The organism is Mammaliicoccus sp. D-M19, assembly GCF_022386695.1.
GTDB lineage: Bacteria > Bacillota > Bacilli > Staphylococcales > Staphylococcaceae > Mammaliicoccus > Mammaliicoccus sciuri.
Window position 1 is genome coordinate 430,513 of sequence record NZ_JAJNHW010000002.1, and the last position, 16,765, is coordinate 447,277.

Genomic DNA, 16,765 nt, shown 5'->3' on the forward strand with positions numbered 1-16,765 from the left:
TAAATTATTTTAATGAAAAGAGGCACACTTATAATGAAACTAACTGAAGAAACGATTTCGAAAGAAACGATATATGATGGTCGTATTATTAAGCTAGAAAAACATCAAGTATCACTTCCAGATGGTCAAACGAGTGAACGCGAAGTCGTATTACATAATGGTGCAGTATCTGTATTAGCTATAACACCAGAAAACGAAGTATTAGTGGTGGAACAATATAGAAAGGCAATGGAAAAGACATTAATCGAAATTCCGGCTGGCAAATTAGAAATAGGTGAGGAACGTGAGTCAGCTGCACTTAGAGAATTAGAAGAAGAAACAGGATACGTCGCAGACAAACTCGAACTTATTGGTGAAGTTTATGGATGCCCAGGGTTCTGTAATGAAAAAGTAAGTATTTATATCGCTAAAGATTTAAAAGAAGGAAAAGTAAATTTAGATGAAGATGAATTCTTAAATTTAACTAAAATTTCAATCAATCAAATACAGTCATTATTATCAGAACATAAAATCGAAGATGCCAAAACAATGATTGCCTTCCAATACTTATTATTAAATTATAATCATTCTAAATAAAAAGATATTTTTTCTTGCTTTTTGAGAAGATTATTGGTATTTTAGTATACGAATACATTACTAATTGATAATGATTATTTTTTAGAAAGAAGGTGTCAAGTTGGAAGAACGCATACAACGTGTGAAAGAACAATTACACAAAGCTTCCTACAAACTAACTCCGCAAAGAGAAGCGACAGTTAGAGTATTACTTGAGAATGAAGCCGATCACTTAAGTGCAGAGGATGTTTACCTAAAAGTTAAAGATAAGGCACCTGAGATTGGTCTCGCAACAGTGTATCGTACATTAGAACTTTTAGCAGAATTAAAAGTAGTCGACAAAATTAACTTTGGCGATGGTGTTGCTAGATTCGATTTAAGAAAAGAAGGGGCAAAACATTTCCACCACCATATGGTATGTATGGAATGTGGTGCAGTTGATGAAATCGAAGAAGATTTATTAGAAGACGTAGAACGTCGAGTTGAAAAAGAATTTAACTTTAAAATTTTAGACCATCGATTAACTTTTCATGGTATTTGTCATAGATGTCACGAAGAATAAATCTATAATGGACGTTACTAAATGAAGTTTTATACTGATTTTAGTGATGTCTTTTTTTATGGTAAAATAATGACAACAATGAGGTGAATTCATGGAACAAATCATAAATGAGTTTATAGATTTTATAAGATTAGAAAAAGGCTTGAGTCAAAATACAATCCAATCGTATCAAAGAGATTTAAAACAATATAACCAATACATAACAGAACATAAAATTAGCCATATAGACAACATTGATCGTATAGTGATACAAAAATATTTTGCACATCTTAAACAAGAAGGTAAGTCAGCTAAAACAATTGCGAGATTGGCAGCGACGATTAGAAGCTTTCATCAATTTGCGATTAGAGAAAAATACGCCGTTAAAGACCCAACAATATTGATTGAAACACCTAAATACGAACAAAAACTTCCAGATGTATTGAGTGAAGATGAAGTGAATCAACTATTAACATTTACACATATTACAAATCCTAGAGATGAACGAGACCGTACGATGCTTGAACTCTTATATGGCACGGGCGTTCGTGTAAGTGAATTGATTCAATTAAATGTAGAAGACGTCAATTTAACGATGGGATTTATTAGAGTCTTTGGTAAAGGAAATAAAGAACGAATCGTACCGCTTGGTGAACATTTAATGGGCATTTTAAGAAACTACATCCAAGAAGTTAGACCAAATTTATTGAAGAAACATGTTACAGATATATTATTCTTAAATGCACGTGGTACAGCTTTAACGCGACAAGGATTTTGGAAAATACTAAAAAAAATCGGCTTAGAAAAAGGGATAACGAAGACTTTAACACCTCATACTTTAAGGCATTCTTTTGCGACGCATTTGCTTGAAAATGGTGCGGACTTGAGGGCAGTGCAAGAAATGCTCGGACATTCCGACATTTCTACAACACAACTTTACACACACATCTCTAAAAAACAAATACGCGAGATGTATTTAACGTATCACCCTAGAGCCAAGAAGGAGAAGAATAATGAAGAACAATAAACAACAACAACATGAATCAAAAAAATATGTCACATTAGCAATTTTATTAACATTTGCTGTCGTATGGGGTCTCATTTATTGGTTATTTATTGTCTAGCGTGACGTTGCTTGTATGCTGAAATACGACTTTCTATCACTTCAGTACGATCTCTTAGTAGATGATGGTGTTTAATATAATCTGATACATCTGTATTATAGTTAAATTCAAAATCATCAAACGAACTTTCTAAAGCACGATAGCTTGCATCTGTTAAAGGGAGTTGAATATTTTCATAAGGATGACCTTGCTCAATTCGCATGATTTGTGAATGAATTAAAGATTGAAATGATGCTTTTTCAATACCTAAATGGCTAAAGTCATCATTTAATTCTGCAATTTGCAATGCTTTTTTATAAGTTTTTAGCGCACCTTTCGTATTATCACGTCTATAGTGGTAACACGCTGTAGAGAACAATATTAAACTTACAATTGCATCATGTTTACTAAATTGAGTTTGATCTTTCCAATGATCTTCTAATATATCGTGACATTCAAAATAATGTCTTAAGACATGGAAATGATAGTGAAATGACATTATTTGTGTTTCCATTTAAAATCCCTCTCAGCATAGAATATTTATACGTAATCATGGTATAATAATTTTTAGATTTATGCACGTAAAAGGAATAGAAATGAGGAAGTTTTAAATGTATGAAGTAAAACTTGATGCCTTTGAAGGACCTTTGGATTTATTACTTCATTTAATACAAAAATACGAAATAGATATTTATGATATTCCAATGAAGGAACTAACCGAGCAATACTTAAGTTATATACATCAAATGAAAATATTAGAAATAAATGTAGCGAGTGAATATTTAGTTATGGCATCAGAGTTATTGATGATCAAAAGCAAATTATTACTACCTACACAACCATCAGATATTGATGAATTTGAAGATGATCCAAGGGACGATTTAGTTAGACAATTAATCGAATACCAAAATTATAAAGAATATGCTGAATTATTAAATCATAAAAAACAAGTCAGAGAACAAATATTCATCAAAAAGCCAGCAGATTTATCCAAATTTGAAGCCGTTCATGACAAACGTGCACCTTTAGATTTAGATATGACGGATTTAATTATTGCATACCAACGTACTAAACGTAGACAAAGATTTAATAAACCTCAGAATGTCACAGTTAATGAAGATAGTTATACGATTGAAATGGCAACAGCTTCAATACAAGCACAACTTGCCCATCATAAGAGTTATAAATTTTTCGAAACATTACCTTCTGATTTATCTACAAATGTATTGGTAACGTTGTTCTTGGCAATATTGGAAATGATGAAATTAAGACAAATTGATGTATTCCAACAATATCAATTTGGAGAAATAACTATAAATCGAGGCGTAAATTATGTCAGTGAGTAAATTAGGATTATTAGAAGGATTATTATATTCATTAGGTGATGAAGGCATTGAAATCAATCAGTTATGTGAGTTATTAGAATTAACACCATCACAATTAAAAGATTTAGCAAATGAATATGAACGCGAAACATTACAAATTATTTTTTACGGTAATAAATGCATTCTTACTGCAAAGCCAATTATGCATGAATATCTTGAAAAATTAATGATAGATAATATGAATACAAAATTATCACAAGCTGCGTTAGAAACATTATCTATTATTGCATACAATCAACCTGTTACAAGAAGCGATATAGAAGTGATACGTGGTGTGAATTCAGATGCATCTGTAAAGACTTTAATTGCTAAAGGTGTCGTTGAATCGAAACATAATGATCAATCTAGAAGCCAATTATTGTATACGACAGATTACTTTTTAAATGTATTTGGACTAACTTCTTTAGACGAATTACCTAAATCAACAAATGAAGAAAATGAACAAGAAGAAATGGATTTGTTTTTTAGTAGCATGAACGAAAAACAAAACAATGAGGAGCAATCATAATGAGTGAAGAATTAGAGAGATTACAAAAAGTTATTGCAAAAAGTGGATATACGTCACGTAGAAAAGCAGAAAAATTAATAGAAGAAGGACTTGTATATGTTAATCATAAACAAGTGACAGAACTTGGAACTAAAGTGAAAGATTCTGATTATATCGAAGTAGAAGGTATTCCATTAGAAATGCCAGATAAGCTATATATTTTATTCCATAAACCAACCAAAGTGATTACAAGTGTATCTGACGATAAAGGAAGAGCCGTGGTGACAGATTATTTTAAAGATATTAAGACGAGAATTTTCCCAGTAGGTAGATTAGATTATGACACATCTGGTTTATTAATTTTAACGAATGATGGTGAGTTTACAAATTTAATGACCCATCCTCGTTATAAAATTCAAAAGAAATATGTAGCAAAATTAAAAGGCTATTTACTTAGAGAAGAAGTAAAACAATTGGAAAAAGGTATACAACTAGAAGATGGATTGACACAACCTGCAATTGTAAAAGTAAAAAGTCAAGACAGAGAGCGTAATGTAACGCATGTAGAAATTACGATTACTGAAGGTAGAAATAGACAGGTTAGAAGAATGTTTAGTCATTTTGGACATGAGGTTATTAAACTTACGAGAGTAGAATATGGTCCACTTAATTTAAAAGGCTTAAATGCTGGTCAGGGCAGAACATTATCACCTCATGAAATCAAAGTTTTAAGACATTTGGCACAAGAAGGTAAATAATCTGTAAACGTTCACAATAATGCCACTAATCTGCTTTTTAGTCATGATATACTAAACAAAACACCATAACATTGCATATGTATGGTTTTTTTATTGTGTTAGGGAGGATTTTAAATGAAAAAAAAACAGAAGACTGTACTCCAAATTGTTATAACAGCAGTAATCTTAATTGCAATTATATTTACAGTTTGGTCCAGTCTTACGAAGGATAAGGATAAAGTAGCGCAAGTTGGAGATGATGCGCCACTTTTTGAACTCCAAACAGTTGATGGGAAAAAGGTTAATTTAAAAGATTTACGTGGGAAAGGTGTTTTAATTAACTTTTGGGGGACTTGGTGTGAACCTTGTAAACGTGAAATGCCTGAGTTAGAAAGACAATATCAAAACTACAAAGACAAAGGTGTTGAAGTCGTTGCGATACATGTCAGAAATAATCCTCAACAAATCAAACAATATTTAAGTTCGTTAAAAAAAACACCAACATTCACAGTTGCGATGGATAACGATAATTTAGTAACAGATGCATATGGTATCAATCCATTACCAACTACGATAACGGTTGATAAAGATGGTAAAATAAAAACAAAGCATACTGGTGAACTTTCTAAAAAGCAAATCATAGAAGAAATGGAAAAGGTCAAAGTGAAATAGAGGGGGATTTAAAGTGAGCAACAAGCAAATTGTTTGTGAGTGCGGGCATAAGAACCCAGAAGGAACTCAATTATGCTTAAACTGTGGTCGCTTAATAAATGACGACTATGATAAGAAAAAGACAACCGACGTTATGCGTTACGATGGGCAAGCGATACGTTCGAAAACAAAAAACAGAACAATATTAGATCGCATATGGAATTTCTTCGCTTCAATCAAAACAGGTGTTACGTTACTCGTATTAACGGTTATTGCAGCTTCAATTGGAACAATATTCCCACAAGAATATTTCATTCCAATGAATGTGAATCCAGAACAATATTATTATGAACATTATGGTTCTCTAGGATTACTATATTATAAACTTGGATTCCACAATTTATATAGTTCATGGTGGTTCTTAATTCTGTTAGGTTTAGTAGCATTCTCTATTATTACATCAAGTATTGATAGAGGGATACCTTTACATAAATCTTTGAAAAATCAAAGAACGAAAAAGCACAGTTCATTCTATAAACGTCAAAGATTAAACTCACATTCAGATGATCAAGTTAATCTAGATGAAATAAGTCAATCTTTTAAAGATAAAAGATACAAAGTTAAACAAGATGGGAATCATATCTTACTTGAAAAAGGACGTTTATCTAGATACGGTCCTTATATCAACCATACTGGTTTAATCATTTTATTATTTGGGGCAATGTTAAGATTCTTACCAGGCTTTTACTTAGATGATATGGTCTATGTGAAAGAAGGAGAAACTAAACCAGTACCTGGTACAGATAGAGGCTATTATATAAAAAATAATGACTTTATATATGAAGAATATGATCAAAAATCTCAATCCAATACAAACCCTGAATCAATTGACCCAAGTTTAAACAAAATTGCTAAGAACTACGAAACAAAAGCTACTTTGTATAAAAACAGTCAAGAAGAAGTGATTGGGTCAGATGCTAATCTAAAAGAAGTCGCTTCAGATTCAATTAAAGTCAATCATCCGTTAAAATATGATCACTTACAATTTTATCAAAGTAGCTTTGACAACTCGTTGTTAAAAGATATGACATTTAACTTAAAAACAAAAGATGGTAAACCTTTAGGAAAACCATTTACAGTTAATTTGGAAAGTCCGAAAAAGACTTATAAAATAACAGATGATTTAACAGTTAAGTTAAGAAGTTATGCACCCGATTACGAAAAAATAGAAAATGGTGTACTTGCAACTAAATCTCCAAATCCGAATAATCCAGCTTTTGTGTTTGAAGTAACTGATAAAGGTAAACAATCAGAATTTAGTTTCTTAAGAATTAAAGAATCACAAGATATATCTAAAGATAATAAATACGATGTGAAATTTGCGAATGCAACAAATCAATGGGCAACAGTGTTGGCAGTAAAGAAAGACTTAACACTTCCAATATTATTTACAGGTTTCGTTATCTTCTTATTAGGTTTAGCAGTTGGATCATATATTAACCATAGACGTATTTGGATTAATACTGATAACGGTGAATTTAATATCGCTGCACATACAAATAAGAATTATTATGGTTTCTCAAAAGAGATTAACCAAGTCTTAGATAAACACCACATTTCACATATAGAAGATACTAAACAAGACATTCACGAAAGTAAGGAGGCAAACAATGGATAAAGATATGTTTTTAAATATTAGTAATATTAGTTTATATTCTGCATTTATTTTATACTTAGTTGCGATTGTCCCATATTCATTTTCAATCCGTTCACCTAAGAAAAGAGCAGAAAAAGTAGGGGTGACATTAACTGTCATCGGCTTTGTATTACAAATTCTATACTTTATTACTAGATGGATTGCTGCGGGACATGCACCAGTAAGTAATATGTATGAATTCTTAACGATGTTTGGCATTATGATGGTAGGTGGCTTCCTCGTTATTTACTCTATATATAAGACACCTATTTTAGCGCTATTCGTATTACCAATTGCGATGTTGTTAATTGCATATGCAAGTATGTTCTCTAGAGATGTTTCGCCGTTAATTCCTGCGTTACAATCTAGTTGGTTAGCAATTCACGTTATAACAGTAACGATTTCATATGGTATTTTATCAATCAGCTGTATAGCAGGATTAATTTATTTATTTGCAGCTGTTAGTCCAGAAGAAAAATCTATACATAGTTTCTTTGTAGAAGTCATTATGTATTTCATTGTTATTGTAATTGGGTTTATATTAACAACGATTATTATGAAAGATATCGTTGGTTACGATGACACTTATTTCTTTATCGATAAAAATGATAATAACTCTGTTCAACATTATCATCTTCCAGCATTTGTAACACAACAAGATAGTTTACTTGTAGATCATGTTTCTGGTAGTGATTATGAACCAAAAGAAAGAACAGATATCTTAAAATGGAGCAAGATTGAATTACCTGCTGTTATCAATTCACAAAAATTAAACACAGTCGTTTGGTCAATTGTAGTTGGTACGGTCTTGTATGGTATACTAAGATTGATTTTGAAAGGCAAGACTTTGTTTAGTCTTATCAAACCACTTACGAAAAAAGTCAATCTATCCTTGATGGATGAAATAGGATATCGTTCAGTAATCATTGGCTTCCCATTATTTGCACTTGGCGGAATATTATTCGCTAGTATCTGGGCACAAATGGCTTGGAGTAGATATTGGGGCTGGGATCCTAAAGAAGTTTGGGCGCTTATAACATTCTTATATTATGCGATATTCTTACATTTAAGATTAGGTAAAGGTTGGGAAGGCAGAAAATCAGCATGGTTAGCTGTTGGTGGCCTTGCAATCATTCTATTTAATGTTATTGCCGTTAACTTAATAGTAGCTGGTTTACATTCTTATGCTTAAAAAATGCTAGAAGGGAGTCAACGAAGCATGACAGATCGTATTTTAGTAGTAGATGATGAAGATAGAATTCGAAAATTAGTTAAAATGTATCTCGAAAGAGAAGGTTATGAGACTGATGAAGCGGATAATGGCCAAGATGCCTTAGATAAAGCTTTAAATGAAGATTATGACTGCATATTGTTAGACTTAATGTTACCTGAAATAGATGGAATTGAAGTTTGTAAGAGAGTAAGAGAAACAAAATCAACACCTATTATTATGCTAACAGCTAAAGGTGAAGAAAATAATCGCGTTGAAGGTTTTGAAATTGGGGCAGACGATTATATCGTCAAACCATTTTCACCTAGAGAAGTTGTCTTACGTGTAAAAGCATTACTAAGACGTACAACGAATCATTCAATGGTTAATCAAACTAATACAGCTAAAGATTTAATTGTATTTGAAAACTTAGTCATTGATAATGACGCACATCGTGTATTAGCAGATCAAAAAGAAGTGAATTTAACGCCTAAAGAGTATGAATTATTATTATATTTAGCAAAATCACCTGATAAAGTATTTGATAGAGAACAACTGTTAAAAGAAGTTTGGCACTATGAATTTTATGGTGATTTAAGAACAGTTGATACGCATGTTAAAAGATTGCGTGAAAAGTTAAATAGAGTTTCTGAAGATGCTGCACAAATGATTCATACTGTATGGGGCGTCGGTTATAAGTTTGAGGTTCCTGAATAATGAATCGGTTAAATAGTGTTGTTGTAAAACTGTGGTTATCTATTATTTTAATAGTAACGACAGTTTTACTTTTATTAAGCGGATTTCTTATAACTTTCTTACAATCTTATAATACATCTACTACAGGTGAAAATTTGTATAATAATGCAAGCAAAATAGAGCGTTTATTACTGAGTTCACATGAAAAAGCTTCAGCTATCGATTATGCAAGAGAACTCGTTGAAGACCCAGCCGGACTCATTATCGTTAAAAATAGCGATGATCTAACAGCAAAGTCTGAAGATCCATTAAAAGAAGTTATGATCAACGAGATTAGAACAAATCATGCATTCGATAAAGTGTTTAACGAAGATAAACATGTATTGAAAGAAATCAATTTAACTTATAACAGTGAAAAACATCAATATATTTTATTAGGATATCCTTCTCGAGCTTTTCCTGAAGAAGATGCAGGTATCTTTTTATTCCAAGATATCAATTCTATTAAAGAAGCTCAAAATGTCGTCACACTTAGTATACTTGTTTCAGCCATTATATTATTAATCGTGAGTACGGTCTTTGCATTCTTCCTTTCAAACAGAATAACGAAACCTTTAATTCAACTGAAACATGCTGCCTTTAAAGTTGCTAAAGGTCACTATACTGAAAAAGTACCAATTTATACGCGTGATGAAATAGGCGAGCTCGGTTTAGCATTTAATAAAATGAGTAAAGATATACGTACTAACATAGATGATGTTAAATCAAAAAATAATATACAAGAAAAACTCATTAATTCAATGATAGATGGTGTGCTAGGCATCAATGATAAGAATGAAATCATTATTTCTAACTCCAAAGCTGACACATTCTTAAAAGAAGTAAAAGAGTTTAATCATGTTGATATATCTACTCAAAGAAATGACACATTTAAAGAAAAGAATACGCAGTTTTTCGAATACGAATTGGGTCATAAATATTATGTCGTGATATCAACATATATCGATAGTATTCAAAATGATGGTTCATCAGGTATAGTCGTAATCATTCGTGATATGACAGACGAACACCATATGGATCAAATGAAAAAAGACTTTATCGCAAGTGTTTCACACGAATTAAGAACACCAATTTCTATGTTACAAGGTTATACTGAGGCAATTGTTGATGGTATTGTAACAGAGAAGAAAGATGTAGATGATTTCTTATATATTATTTTAGATGAGTCTAAAAGACTAAGTAGATTGATAAATGAATTATTAGAAGTCGCAAAAATGGATGCTGAAGGTATTAAAGTTCATTTAGATGACTTTAATATTTCTACATTAATGAACAAAATTGATACTAAATTCTTACCACAAGCAAGAGAAAATGGTTTGAATTTATCCGTTAAACATATTGGAAATCTTACAAATTGGTATGGTGATAGTGATCGTGTCGAGCAGATTTTAACAAATTTAATCGATAACGCGATTAGATACACACATCAAAATGATTCTATTAATGTCGTCTTTGATGATACAGATGAAGAAGACTTTGTTATAACTGTCCAAGATAGTGGCGTAGGTATTGCTAAGGAACATTTAGAACAAATATTTGATCGTTTTTATAAAGTTGACGCTTCTCGCACGAGAGGTAAACACGGAACAGGACTTGGCCTCTTTATCGTCCAAAAAATTATAGATGCACATCATGGTACGATTAAAGTTGATAGTAAAGAGGGTGAAGGTACTCAATTTACAATAACTTTACCAAAAGTTTAAATTGTTGAGTTATTTAGATGAAAATACCTGACCAATGTGCTAATATATATTTTGTAATTAAAACTAAATAAAAAATTCATCTTCGGGGTTTGGTGTAATTCCATACCGGCGGTTAAAGCCCGCGACCCAATATATGTATGTATATTGGCTGACTTAGTGAAATTCTAAGGCCGACAGTTAAAGTCTGGATGGGAGAAGATGGAGGGAAAATCTAGTCTTGACTAGGTTTATTTTGCGATAATTTTTCCTCCTATTCTTACGAGATGAATAGGAGGTATTTATATGTCTAACGATAACAAAACAAAACGCTTACTCACTGTAAGTATGCTCATCGCAATCAGCTTTATTTTGATGTTTTTGAAATTTCCATTACCATTTTTACCACCATATTTAACAATGGATTTCAGTGATATTCCTGTGCTTGTCGCAACATTTGCGTTTGGTCCAGTTTCAGGTATATTAGTAGCATTATTTAAAAACGTATTGAATTTCTTAATTGTGTCTCATGAACCGATTGGAAATACGGCTAACTTTTTAGCATCAATATGTCTCGTAATTCCGACTTATTATTTCTATCGCATGAAAAAAACAAAATTATTTATGGGATATGGATTAGCAGTTGGTACAATCTTGATGACAATTCTTATGAGTTTAATGAATTACTTTGTTCTATTACCTTTATACGGACAAATTATGAATCTTGCAGATATCGCACATAATTTAAAATTAATCGTATCTACCGGTATTATTCCATTCAATTTAATTAAAGGTATTGTCATTTCAGTCATATACATTTTAATATTTGATAAACTTAAATCTATTATAAAATAAAGAAAGGCTAGGACCTCGCGTCCTAGCCTTTCTCATATATATTATTCGAACTTAAGTGCGTCTCCGTCGAATGATTCATCTGCTATTTTAATTGAATCTGTCGGACAACCTTCGAAAGCATCTTCCATATCTTCTAATAATTCCTCTGGGACAGCTTCGATTCCCTTATTGTCGTCTAGTATTACGTAGGCGATTCCCTCATCATCATAGTCGTATATATCAGGGGCAGCTGCTCCACATGCGCCACATGCTATACATGTATCCATATCTACTATTGTGTATTTAGCCAAAATTTTCGCCTCCTTTAAAAAACATGCTACACTTATTATACATACTTATTTTAGTGATAACACTTATATATTTCAACATATTTATGTTATTTGAGGTGACTTATTTGAAACAGATTATACTGAAAACCCTTTCCATAAAGCATGAAAACAAAACTGATAAAAGTATTTATAATATTTTAATCGGTAAAAAGACCCATCAAACATATTTTGATGCAACGATTGAACATTTAAAATTGTATTATGGCTGTTTGCCAAATTTGAAATTTGAACAATTCGAACAAATTATTAACGAACCTATAGAACATATTGATGAGCCAATTATAGGCGACTTTTTCTATAGTCAGGCCATTCAATCTGTTAATACAATCTTATTATTAACTCAGATGATTAGTCAAAAAAAGCATAACCATTTAACGTATCAACCGATCATCAATGATAAAGAGATACAATTTAAAGCTAAAGAAATTTATGTACTTATTAAAGAAATAGGTGAAGATCATTTTATAGAAGAAATTTATCAGTTATTTGAAGACATGAATACATACTTCCAAACAATATATATTCACTATTTATTAGCTGGTTTTCGAGAAACGCCTTATACAATTGAACAAATTTCATTGATTGAAGAAATTGGTATAATGGATTTAAGAGAACATTTAGTAGAAGAATATCAATTTATCCAAGTAGCGATACAAAATAAAGAACGTTATCCAATATTATCTCAGATTAACTATCAACCGATGTTAAACCAACAAACGTTCACTACATATGAATTATTAAATCGCACATATGATATGGATCAACTCGCAAATATCAAACGTGTTAAGACACATACAATTCACGACCATATTATAGAGATGTATATTAAAGGTTATTTAAATGATAAGAATTTATATATTAATGATGACCAATACGCAAGATTTGTAGAAGTTATTCAACAAACACCTAATCAAAATTTAAAATTTTACTATGAAGCGTTAAATGATTTTACATATTTCGAAATCAAACTCATGTATGTTTTGTATGCAATGGAGGGATTAAATGCTACAACAAGAACTTAAAAAGTATTTTGGATATGATGATTTTAGAAGTGGGCAAGAGGAAACAGTCCAAAACATATTAGACGGCCATGATGTGTTGAGCATCCTTTCAACTGGCGCTGGGAAAAGTTTGTGTTATCAATTGCCAGCTTATATAACAGGGGGCAGAGTGCTCATTATTTCTCCACTTATTTCTTTAATGGATGATCAAGTCGTTCAAATGAAATTAAATGGTGAGAAGAATGCTGTTGCGATCCATTCTGCTATTGATAAAAAAGAAAGGACAGACATATTTAGAAACTTATCAAATTATCAATTTATATTTTGTAGCCCGGAATTTATATATGAAGAACATAATTTTAAACGCTTTAAATCTATTGGTTTTAAGTATATTGTTCTAGATGAAGCACATTGTCTAAGTGAATGGGGCTTTGATTTTAGGCCACATTATGCACTGATTTCAAAAGTCACACAATACTTTAACCAAGCACAAGTTATCGCGTTATCTGCGACTTTGACAGAAAAGATGATGCAAGATATAGAAGTGATTACAAAGCGCAAATTTAAAATACATAAAGAAGGACTCAATCGTTCAAATATTATGTACCATCATGTTAATTTTGATGATGAAAAAGAAAAAGATCATTATCTATTAGACACTATAAAAGACTCAGGACCAACCATTATCTATGTGTCATCTAAGAAGAAATGTCATGAATTAGCTGAATTGATTTATAAAGAAGGATTTTTAACAGGGATTTATCACGGAGATTTAAACTACCAAGAAAGAACAACTGTACAAACACAGTTTATTAATAATGATATTAAAATCATCGTCGCCACAAGTGCATTTGGAATGGGTATTAATAAACAAGATGTACGAACCGTTATTCATTACCATTTACCTACGTCACCTTCAAAATATGTACAAGAAGTAGGACGTGCAGGGCGTGATGGCGAAGCTTCTCAAGCAATTAGTTTATTTACATCAAGTGATATTCATATTTTAAGCCATTTAGCTAATGAGCATGGAATTGATATAGATATGCTTAATTTATTCGAACAAGGGTATCAACTAAATGAGGAGATATCTAAAAATATCCAGTATCTTCTTGAATTATATCCACTTAACCAATTAAAAGAGAAAATCCAAGCTGAGCAGAACCAAAAACAATATGCATTTAGTTTTATGAGAAATTATATTCAAATCGATACATGTAGACGCACGTATTTAATGAACTATTTTAATGAACATGTGACTCAAGATAATCATTGTTGTGACAATTGTAAGAATGCAAATTTATTAAAATTACCAAATATAAAAGAAGTCAAATACAAAACCTCTTATAAAAATAGATTAAATGCAATATTTTAATAGGATTGCTTTACTTGGTAAGTTCAACAAGGATATAATAAAGTATAATTCAATATATACAAAAAGATAATGATGAGGTGAGTTTATTGTCTAAAGATAATTTTAAAGACGAATTCGAAAAAAGTCGTCAAAAGATAGAACGACCTGAAGACAAGACACAAGAAGTAGAAAGTAACAACGAAGAGGTAAACGATCAAAGTCAGCCAAATCGAAAAGAAACAGACAACCAAAAAGAAGATAAGAAAGAACAAAGTAAACAAGAACAACAATACCCACCAAGAGGCGCGCTTAGAAGACAACGTAGAAAAGAAGAAGCTAGTAAACAGAAATCAAAAGAAGAACAACCTAAACAAGAAACACCTAAAGATTCAGAAACACCAAATAATGAAGATAAGTCGTCTAAAAAAGCTGGTGCAGCGGGCGCTGCAGGTGCAGTTGGTGCTGGAGCAGCAGGCGCAAGTGCTGCTAACGCCAATAAAAACACTCAAAATAATAAACCAAAACAAAAAAGATCTTTAACAGATAAACCCGAATCTAAGGATCAGCAACCTAAAGATCAAAATGATCATAAAAAAGCTGCAGGTGCCGCAGCTGCTACTGGTGCTGGCGCAAGTGCCGCAAGTAATTCTGCAAAACAGAATAATCCTAAAGATCAAAACAAAAAAGAGTCTCAAAAAGACAAGACAAACGGTAAAAAAGGTGGAGCTGCCGCAGTTGGTGCTGGTGTAGCAGCATCTGCTTCATCAAATAATAACAACAAACAAGAGTCAAACAGTAAAGATAACAAAGATAAGCAATCTAAAAACAAAAAAGGTGCAGCAGCAGCGGGTGCCGGAGCAGTTGGCGCTGGCGCAGCAGGAGCTACAGGAGGCGGATCAGCCGGTGGAGGTACACCACCAAGTAATGGCAGTGGTGGACAAAACGGTGATGATAACAACTCAAATAAATTCAAGAAAGCACTTGTTCCAATAATAGCTGCAATACTTATACTTGGTGCACTTGCCTTATTCTTAGGTATGTACTTAAATGGTGCAAATAAAGATAATGGTAAAGAAATTGCTGAAAAAACAGAGCAAACTAATAGTGACGCTAAGAAAAAAGCTGATGAACAAGCTGAAAAAGATAGAGCTAAAAAAGAAAATGAAGATAAAGCGAATGACAAAGCTAAAGAATCAAATGAAGACTCTGACAAAAACAGTGATTCAAGCGACTCAAATAATGCTTCTGAAAATAGTTCAGACGAAAGTAACTCAGATTCAAACGCAAATAGTAATGAAGATAGTCAAAGCAACCAAGATCAAAACAGTGAGGATAGCGTAAATCAATCTAGTGATAGCGCAAGTAATGAAGATGTACAAAATGCAGCTGATGATGCAGCTAACAACCAAACAAATCAAAATACACAAAGTAATCAAAACCAAAATCAGTCTCAAGAATCACATACTGTAACAGGTAAAGAAAACTTATACCGTATTGCGATACAATATTATGGTAGTGGATCACCAGAGAATGTAGAAAAAATTAGACAAGCAAATGGTATTTCTGGCAATGAAATATCTCAAGGTCAGAATTTAGTAATACCATAGACATAAACAAAAGGGGATGGCTTTATGTATTTAACGAACATTATGATACCAAAAGAAAAATGTTATATCGCGAATCCGAAAGATACCATTCACTCAGCACTTGATAAATTAGAACATCATGGTATAGATGGGTTACCAGTAGTTGCTGATGGAAAGTATATTGGAATGATCACGAGATATAGTATTTTTAGACATTACTTCTTCAAAAAAGAAAATGTCTCAAGGGATGAATTTATTGAAAGTACTAAAATTGAAGAAATCTTAACGTTAGATTTACATTCATTAAATGCAAACCAAGTAGTAGAAGAATCACTACTTAATCTGCAAGACTTTCCAATATTAGCAGTTGTAAATGATGAGAAAGATTTTCTTGGTATCGTAACAAGATATGATGTTATGGAACAATTTAAATCAGCATTCGGCATGAAACAAAAAGGAATCCGTATTGCGATTACTTCTTTAGAAGCTGAAGGCAGAATTAAACGATTATCAAGTATCATTGCGAAATTCAAGCTCAACACAATTTCATTTGTAACATTTGATGAAACAGATAAAATGTATCGCAGAATGATCATCAAAGTTGAGAAAACAAATAATTTAGACAAATTCATTAAGTATTTAGGAAAAAATGGTTTCAAAGTACTTGATGTATCAGAAGAATAAATTAAGTAAGAACCTGAACATGTGCATTGTTCAGGTTCTTTTCATTTTAGTGGTGTTGAATATGGTGGTGTGGCAGCCTTTTTGAACACTTCTGCCTAAACTTGTTCGTAACGAGGGTCTTAGTTACAAAAGTCAGCCGAAATGTTACTAAGGACA

Annotated in this window: 18 protein-coding genes and 1 riboswitch; of the genes, 16 read left to right on the top strand and 2 right to left on the bottom strand. The window is 31.9% G+C overall.

The window, feature by feature from the left end:
• Window positions 1-33 precede the first annotated feature (33 nt).
• The 3 genes from LQ675_RS07710 to xerD all read left to right on the top strand — a co-directional run bounded on the left by LQ675_RS07710 (window position 34) and on the right by xerD (window position 2,123).
• A complete protein-coding gene (locus LQ675_RS07710; protein ID WP_048539757.1) occupies window positions 34-576 on the top strand; it encodes an NUDIX hydrolase in 543 nt (180 codons plus the stop codon).
• A gap of 100 nt (window positions 577-676) precedes the next feature.
• Window positions 677-1,117, top strand: a complete 441-nt coding sequence (gene fur, locus LQ675_RS07715; protein WP_025907044.1) for a ferric iron uptake transcriptional regulator — start codon at window positions 677-679, stop codon at window positions 1,115-1,117.
• Between the two features lie 91 nt (window positions 1,118-1,208).
• Window positions 1,209-2,123, top strand: a complete 915-nt coding sequence (xerD, locus tag LQ675_RS07720; RefSeq protein ID WP_048539758.1) for a site-specific tyrosine recombinase XerD — start codon at window positions 1,209-1,211, stop codon at window positions 2,121-2,123.
• Window positions 2,124-2,209: 86 nt separating this feature from the next.
• Here the strand turns inward: xerD and LQ675_RS07725 are convergent, their stop codons facing one another.
• Complete coding sequence (locus LQ675_RS07725) at window positions 2,210-2,713, bottom strand: DUF309 domain-containing protein (RefSeq protein ID WP_048539759.1); 504 nt, start codon at window positions 2,711-2,713, stop codon at window positions 2,210-2,212.
• 97 nt (window positions 2,714-2,810) lie between these two features.
• On the opposite strand from LQ675_RS07725, the gene LQ675_RS07730 reads away from it, so the two are divergent.
• The 9 genes from LQ675_RS07730 (at window position 2,811) to LQ675_RS07770 (ending at window position 11,655) form a co-directional block, all read left to right on the top strand.
• Entirely contained in the window at window positions 2,811-3,545 is a 735-nt protein-coding gene (locus tag LQ675_RS07730; RefSeq protein ID WP_075577977.1) for a segregation and condensation protein A, read from the top strand.
• Entirely contained in the window at window positions 3,532-4,092 is a 561-nt protein-coding gene (gene scpB / locus LQ675_RS07735; RefSeq protein ID WP_048539761.1) for an SMC-Scp complex subunit ScpB, read from the top strand. Before LQ675_RS07730 ends, scpB begins: the two co-directional genes overlap by 14 nt.
• Window positions 4,092-4,829, top strand: coding sequence for a pseudouridine synthase (locus LQ675_RS07740; protein WP_048539762.1), 738 nt, complete (start codon window positions 4,092-4,094; stop codon window positions 4,827-4,829). Before scpB ends, LQ675_RS07740 begins: the two co-directional genes overlap by 1 nt.
• A gap of 114 nt (window positions 4,830-4,943) precedes the next feature.
• Window positions 4,944-5,480 carry a thiol-disulfide oxidoreductase ResA gene (gene resA, locus LQ675_RS07745; RefSeq protein WP_048539763.1) on the top strand — a complete coding sequence of 179 codons (537 nt, stop codon included), beginning with the start codon at window positions 4,944-4,946 and terminating at the stop codon, window positions 5,478-5,480.
• A gap of 13 nt (window positions 5,481-5,493) precedes the next feature.
• Window positions 5,494-7,137 (top strand): cytochrome c biogenesis protein ResB, encoded by a 1,644-nt coding sequence (resB, locus tag LQ675_RS07750; protein ID WP_048539764.1) that lies wholly within the window; start codon window positions 5,494-5,496, stop codon window positions 7,135-7,137.
• A complete protein-coding gene (gene ccsB, locus LQ675_RS07755; protein WP_048539765.1) occupies window positions 7,130-8,347 on the top strand; it encodes a c-type cytochrome biogenesis protein CcsB in 1,218 nt (405 codons plus the stop codon). Before resB ends, ccsB begins: the two co-directional genes overlap by 8 nt.
• Window positions 8,348-8,374: 27 nt before the next feature.
• The gene (locus tag LQ675_RS07760) at window positions 8,375-9,082 is read left to right on the top strand and encodes a response regulator transcription factor (RefSeq protein ID WP_025907062.1); all 708 of its coding nucleotides are present in this window, start codon (window positions 8,375-8,377) and stop codon (window positions 9,080-9,082) included.
• Entirely contained in the window at window positions 9,082-10,824 is a 1,743-nt protein-coding gene (locus tag LQ675_RS07765) for an ATP-binding protein (RefSeq protein ID WP_239727349.1), read from the top strand. The genes LQ675_RS07760 and LQ675_RS07765 overlap by 1 nt, the downstream gene beginning before the upstream one ends.
• A gap of 74 nt (window positions 10,825-10,898) precedes the next feature.
• Window positions 10,899-11,028: riboswitch (FMN riboswitch) on the top strand.
• Window positions 11,029-11,106: 78 nt separating this feature from the next.
• Window positions 11,107-11,655 (top strand): ECF transporter S component, encoded by a 549-nt coding sequence (locus LQ675_RS07770; protein ID WP_239727361.1) that lies wholly within the window; start codon window positions 11,107-11,109, stop codon window positions 11,653-11,655.
• A 41-nt stretch (window positions 11,656-11,696) separates the two neighbouring features.
• On the opposite strand, the gene LQ675_RS07775 is transcribed toward LQ675_RS07770, so the two are convergent.
• The gene (locus LQ675_RS07775) at window positions 11,697-11,945 is read right to left on the bottom strand and encodes a ferredoxin (protein WP_016913182.1); all 249 of its coding nucleotides are present in this window, start codon (window positions 11,943-11,945) and stop codon (window positions 11,697-11,699) included.
• A gap of 104 nt (window positions 11,946-12,049) precedes the next feature.
• Here LQ675_RS07775 and LQ675_RS07780 point away from each other — a divergent pair, with 104 nt between their 5' ends.
• The 4 genes from LQ675_RS07780 to LQ675_RS07795 all read left to right on the top strand — a co-directional run bounded on the left by LQ675_RS07780 (window position 12,050) and on the right by LQ675_RS07795 (window position 16,609).
• Window positions 12,050-13,006 carry a helix-turn-helix domain-containing protein gene (locus LQ675_RS07780; RefSeq protein ID WP_239727366.1) on the top strand — a complete coding sequence of 319 codons (957 nt, stop codon included), beginning with the start codon at window positions 12,050-12,052 and terminating at the stop codon, window positions 13,004-13,006.
• Window positions 12,987-14,360 carry a RecQ family ATP-dependent DNA helicase gene (locus tag LQ675_RS07785; protein WP_239372048.1) on the top strand — a complete coding sequence of 458 codons (1,374 nt, stop codon included), beginning with the start codon at window positions 12,987-12,989 and terminating at the stop codon, window positions 14,358-14,360. The genes LQ675_RS07780 and LQ675_RS07785 overlap by 20 nt, the downstream gene beginning before the upstream one ends.
• An 86-nt stretch (window positions 14,361-14,446) precedes the next feature.
• Entirely contained in the window at window positions 14,447-15,946 is a 1,500-nt protein-coding gene (locus tag LQ675_RS07790; protein WP_275590035.1) for a LysM peptidoglycan-binding domain-containing protein, read from the top strand.
• Between the two features lie 24 nt (window positions 15,947-15,970).
• Complete coding sequence (locus LQ675_RS07795; protein ID WP_048539771.1) at window positions 15,971-16,609, top strand: CBS domain-containing protein; 639 nt, start codon at window positions 15,971-15,973, stop codon at window positions 16,607-16,609.
• Window positions 16,610-16,765 lie beyond the last annotated feature (156 nt).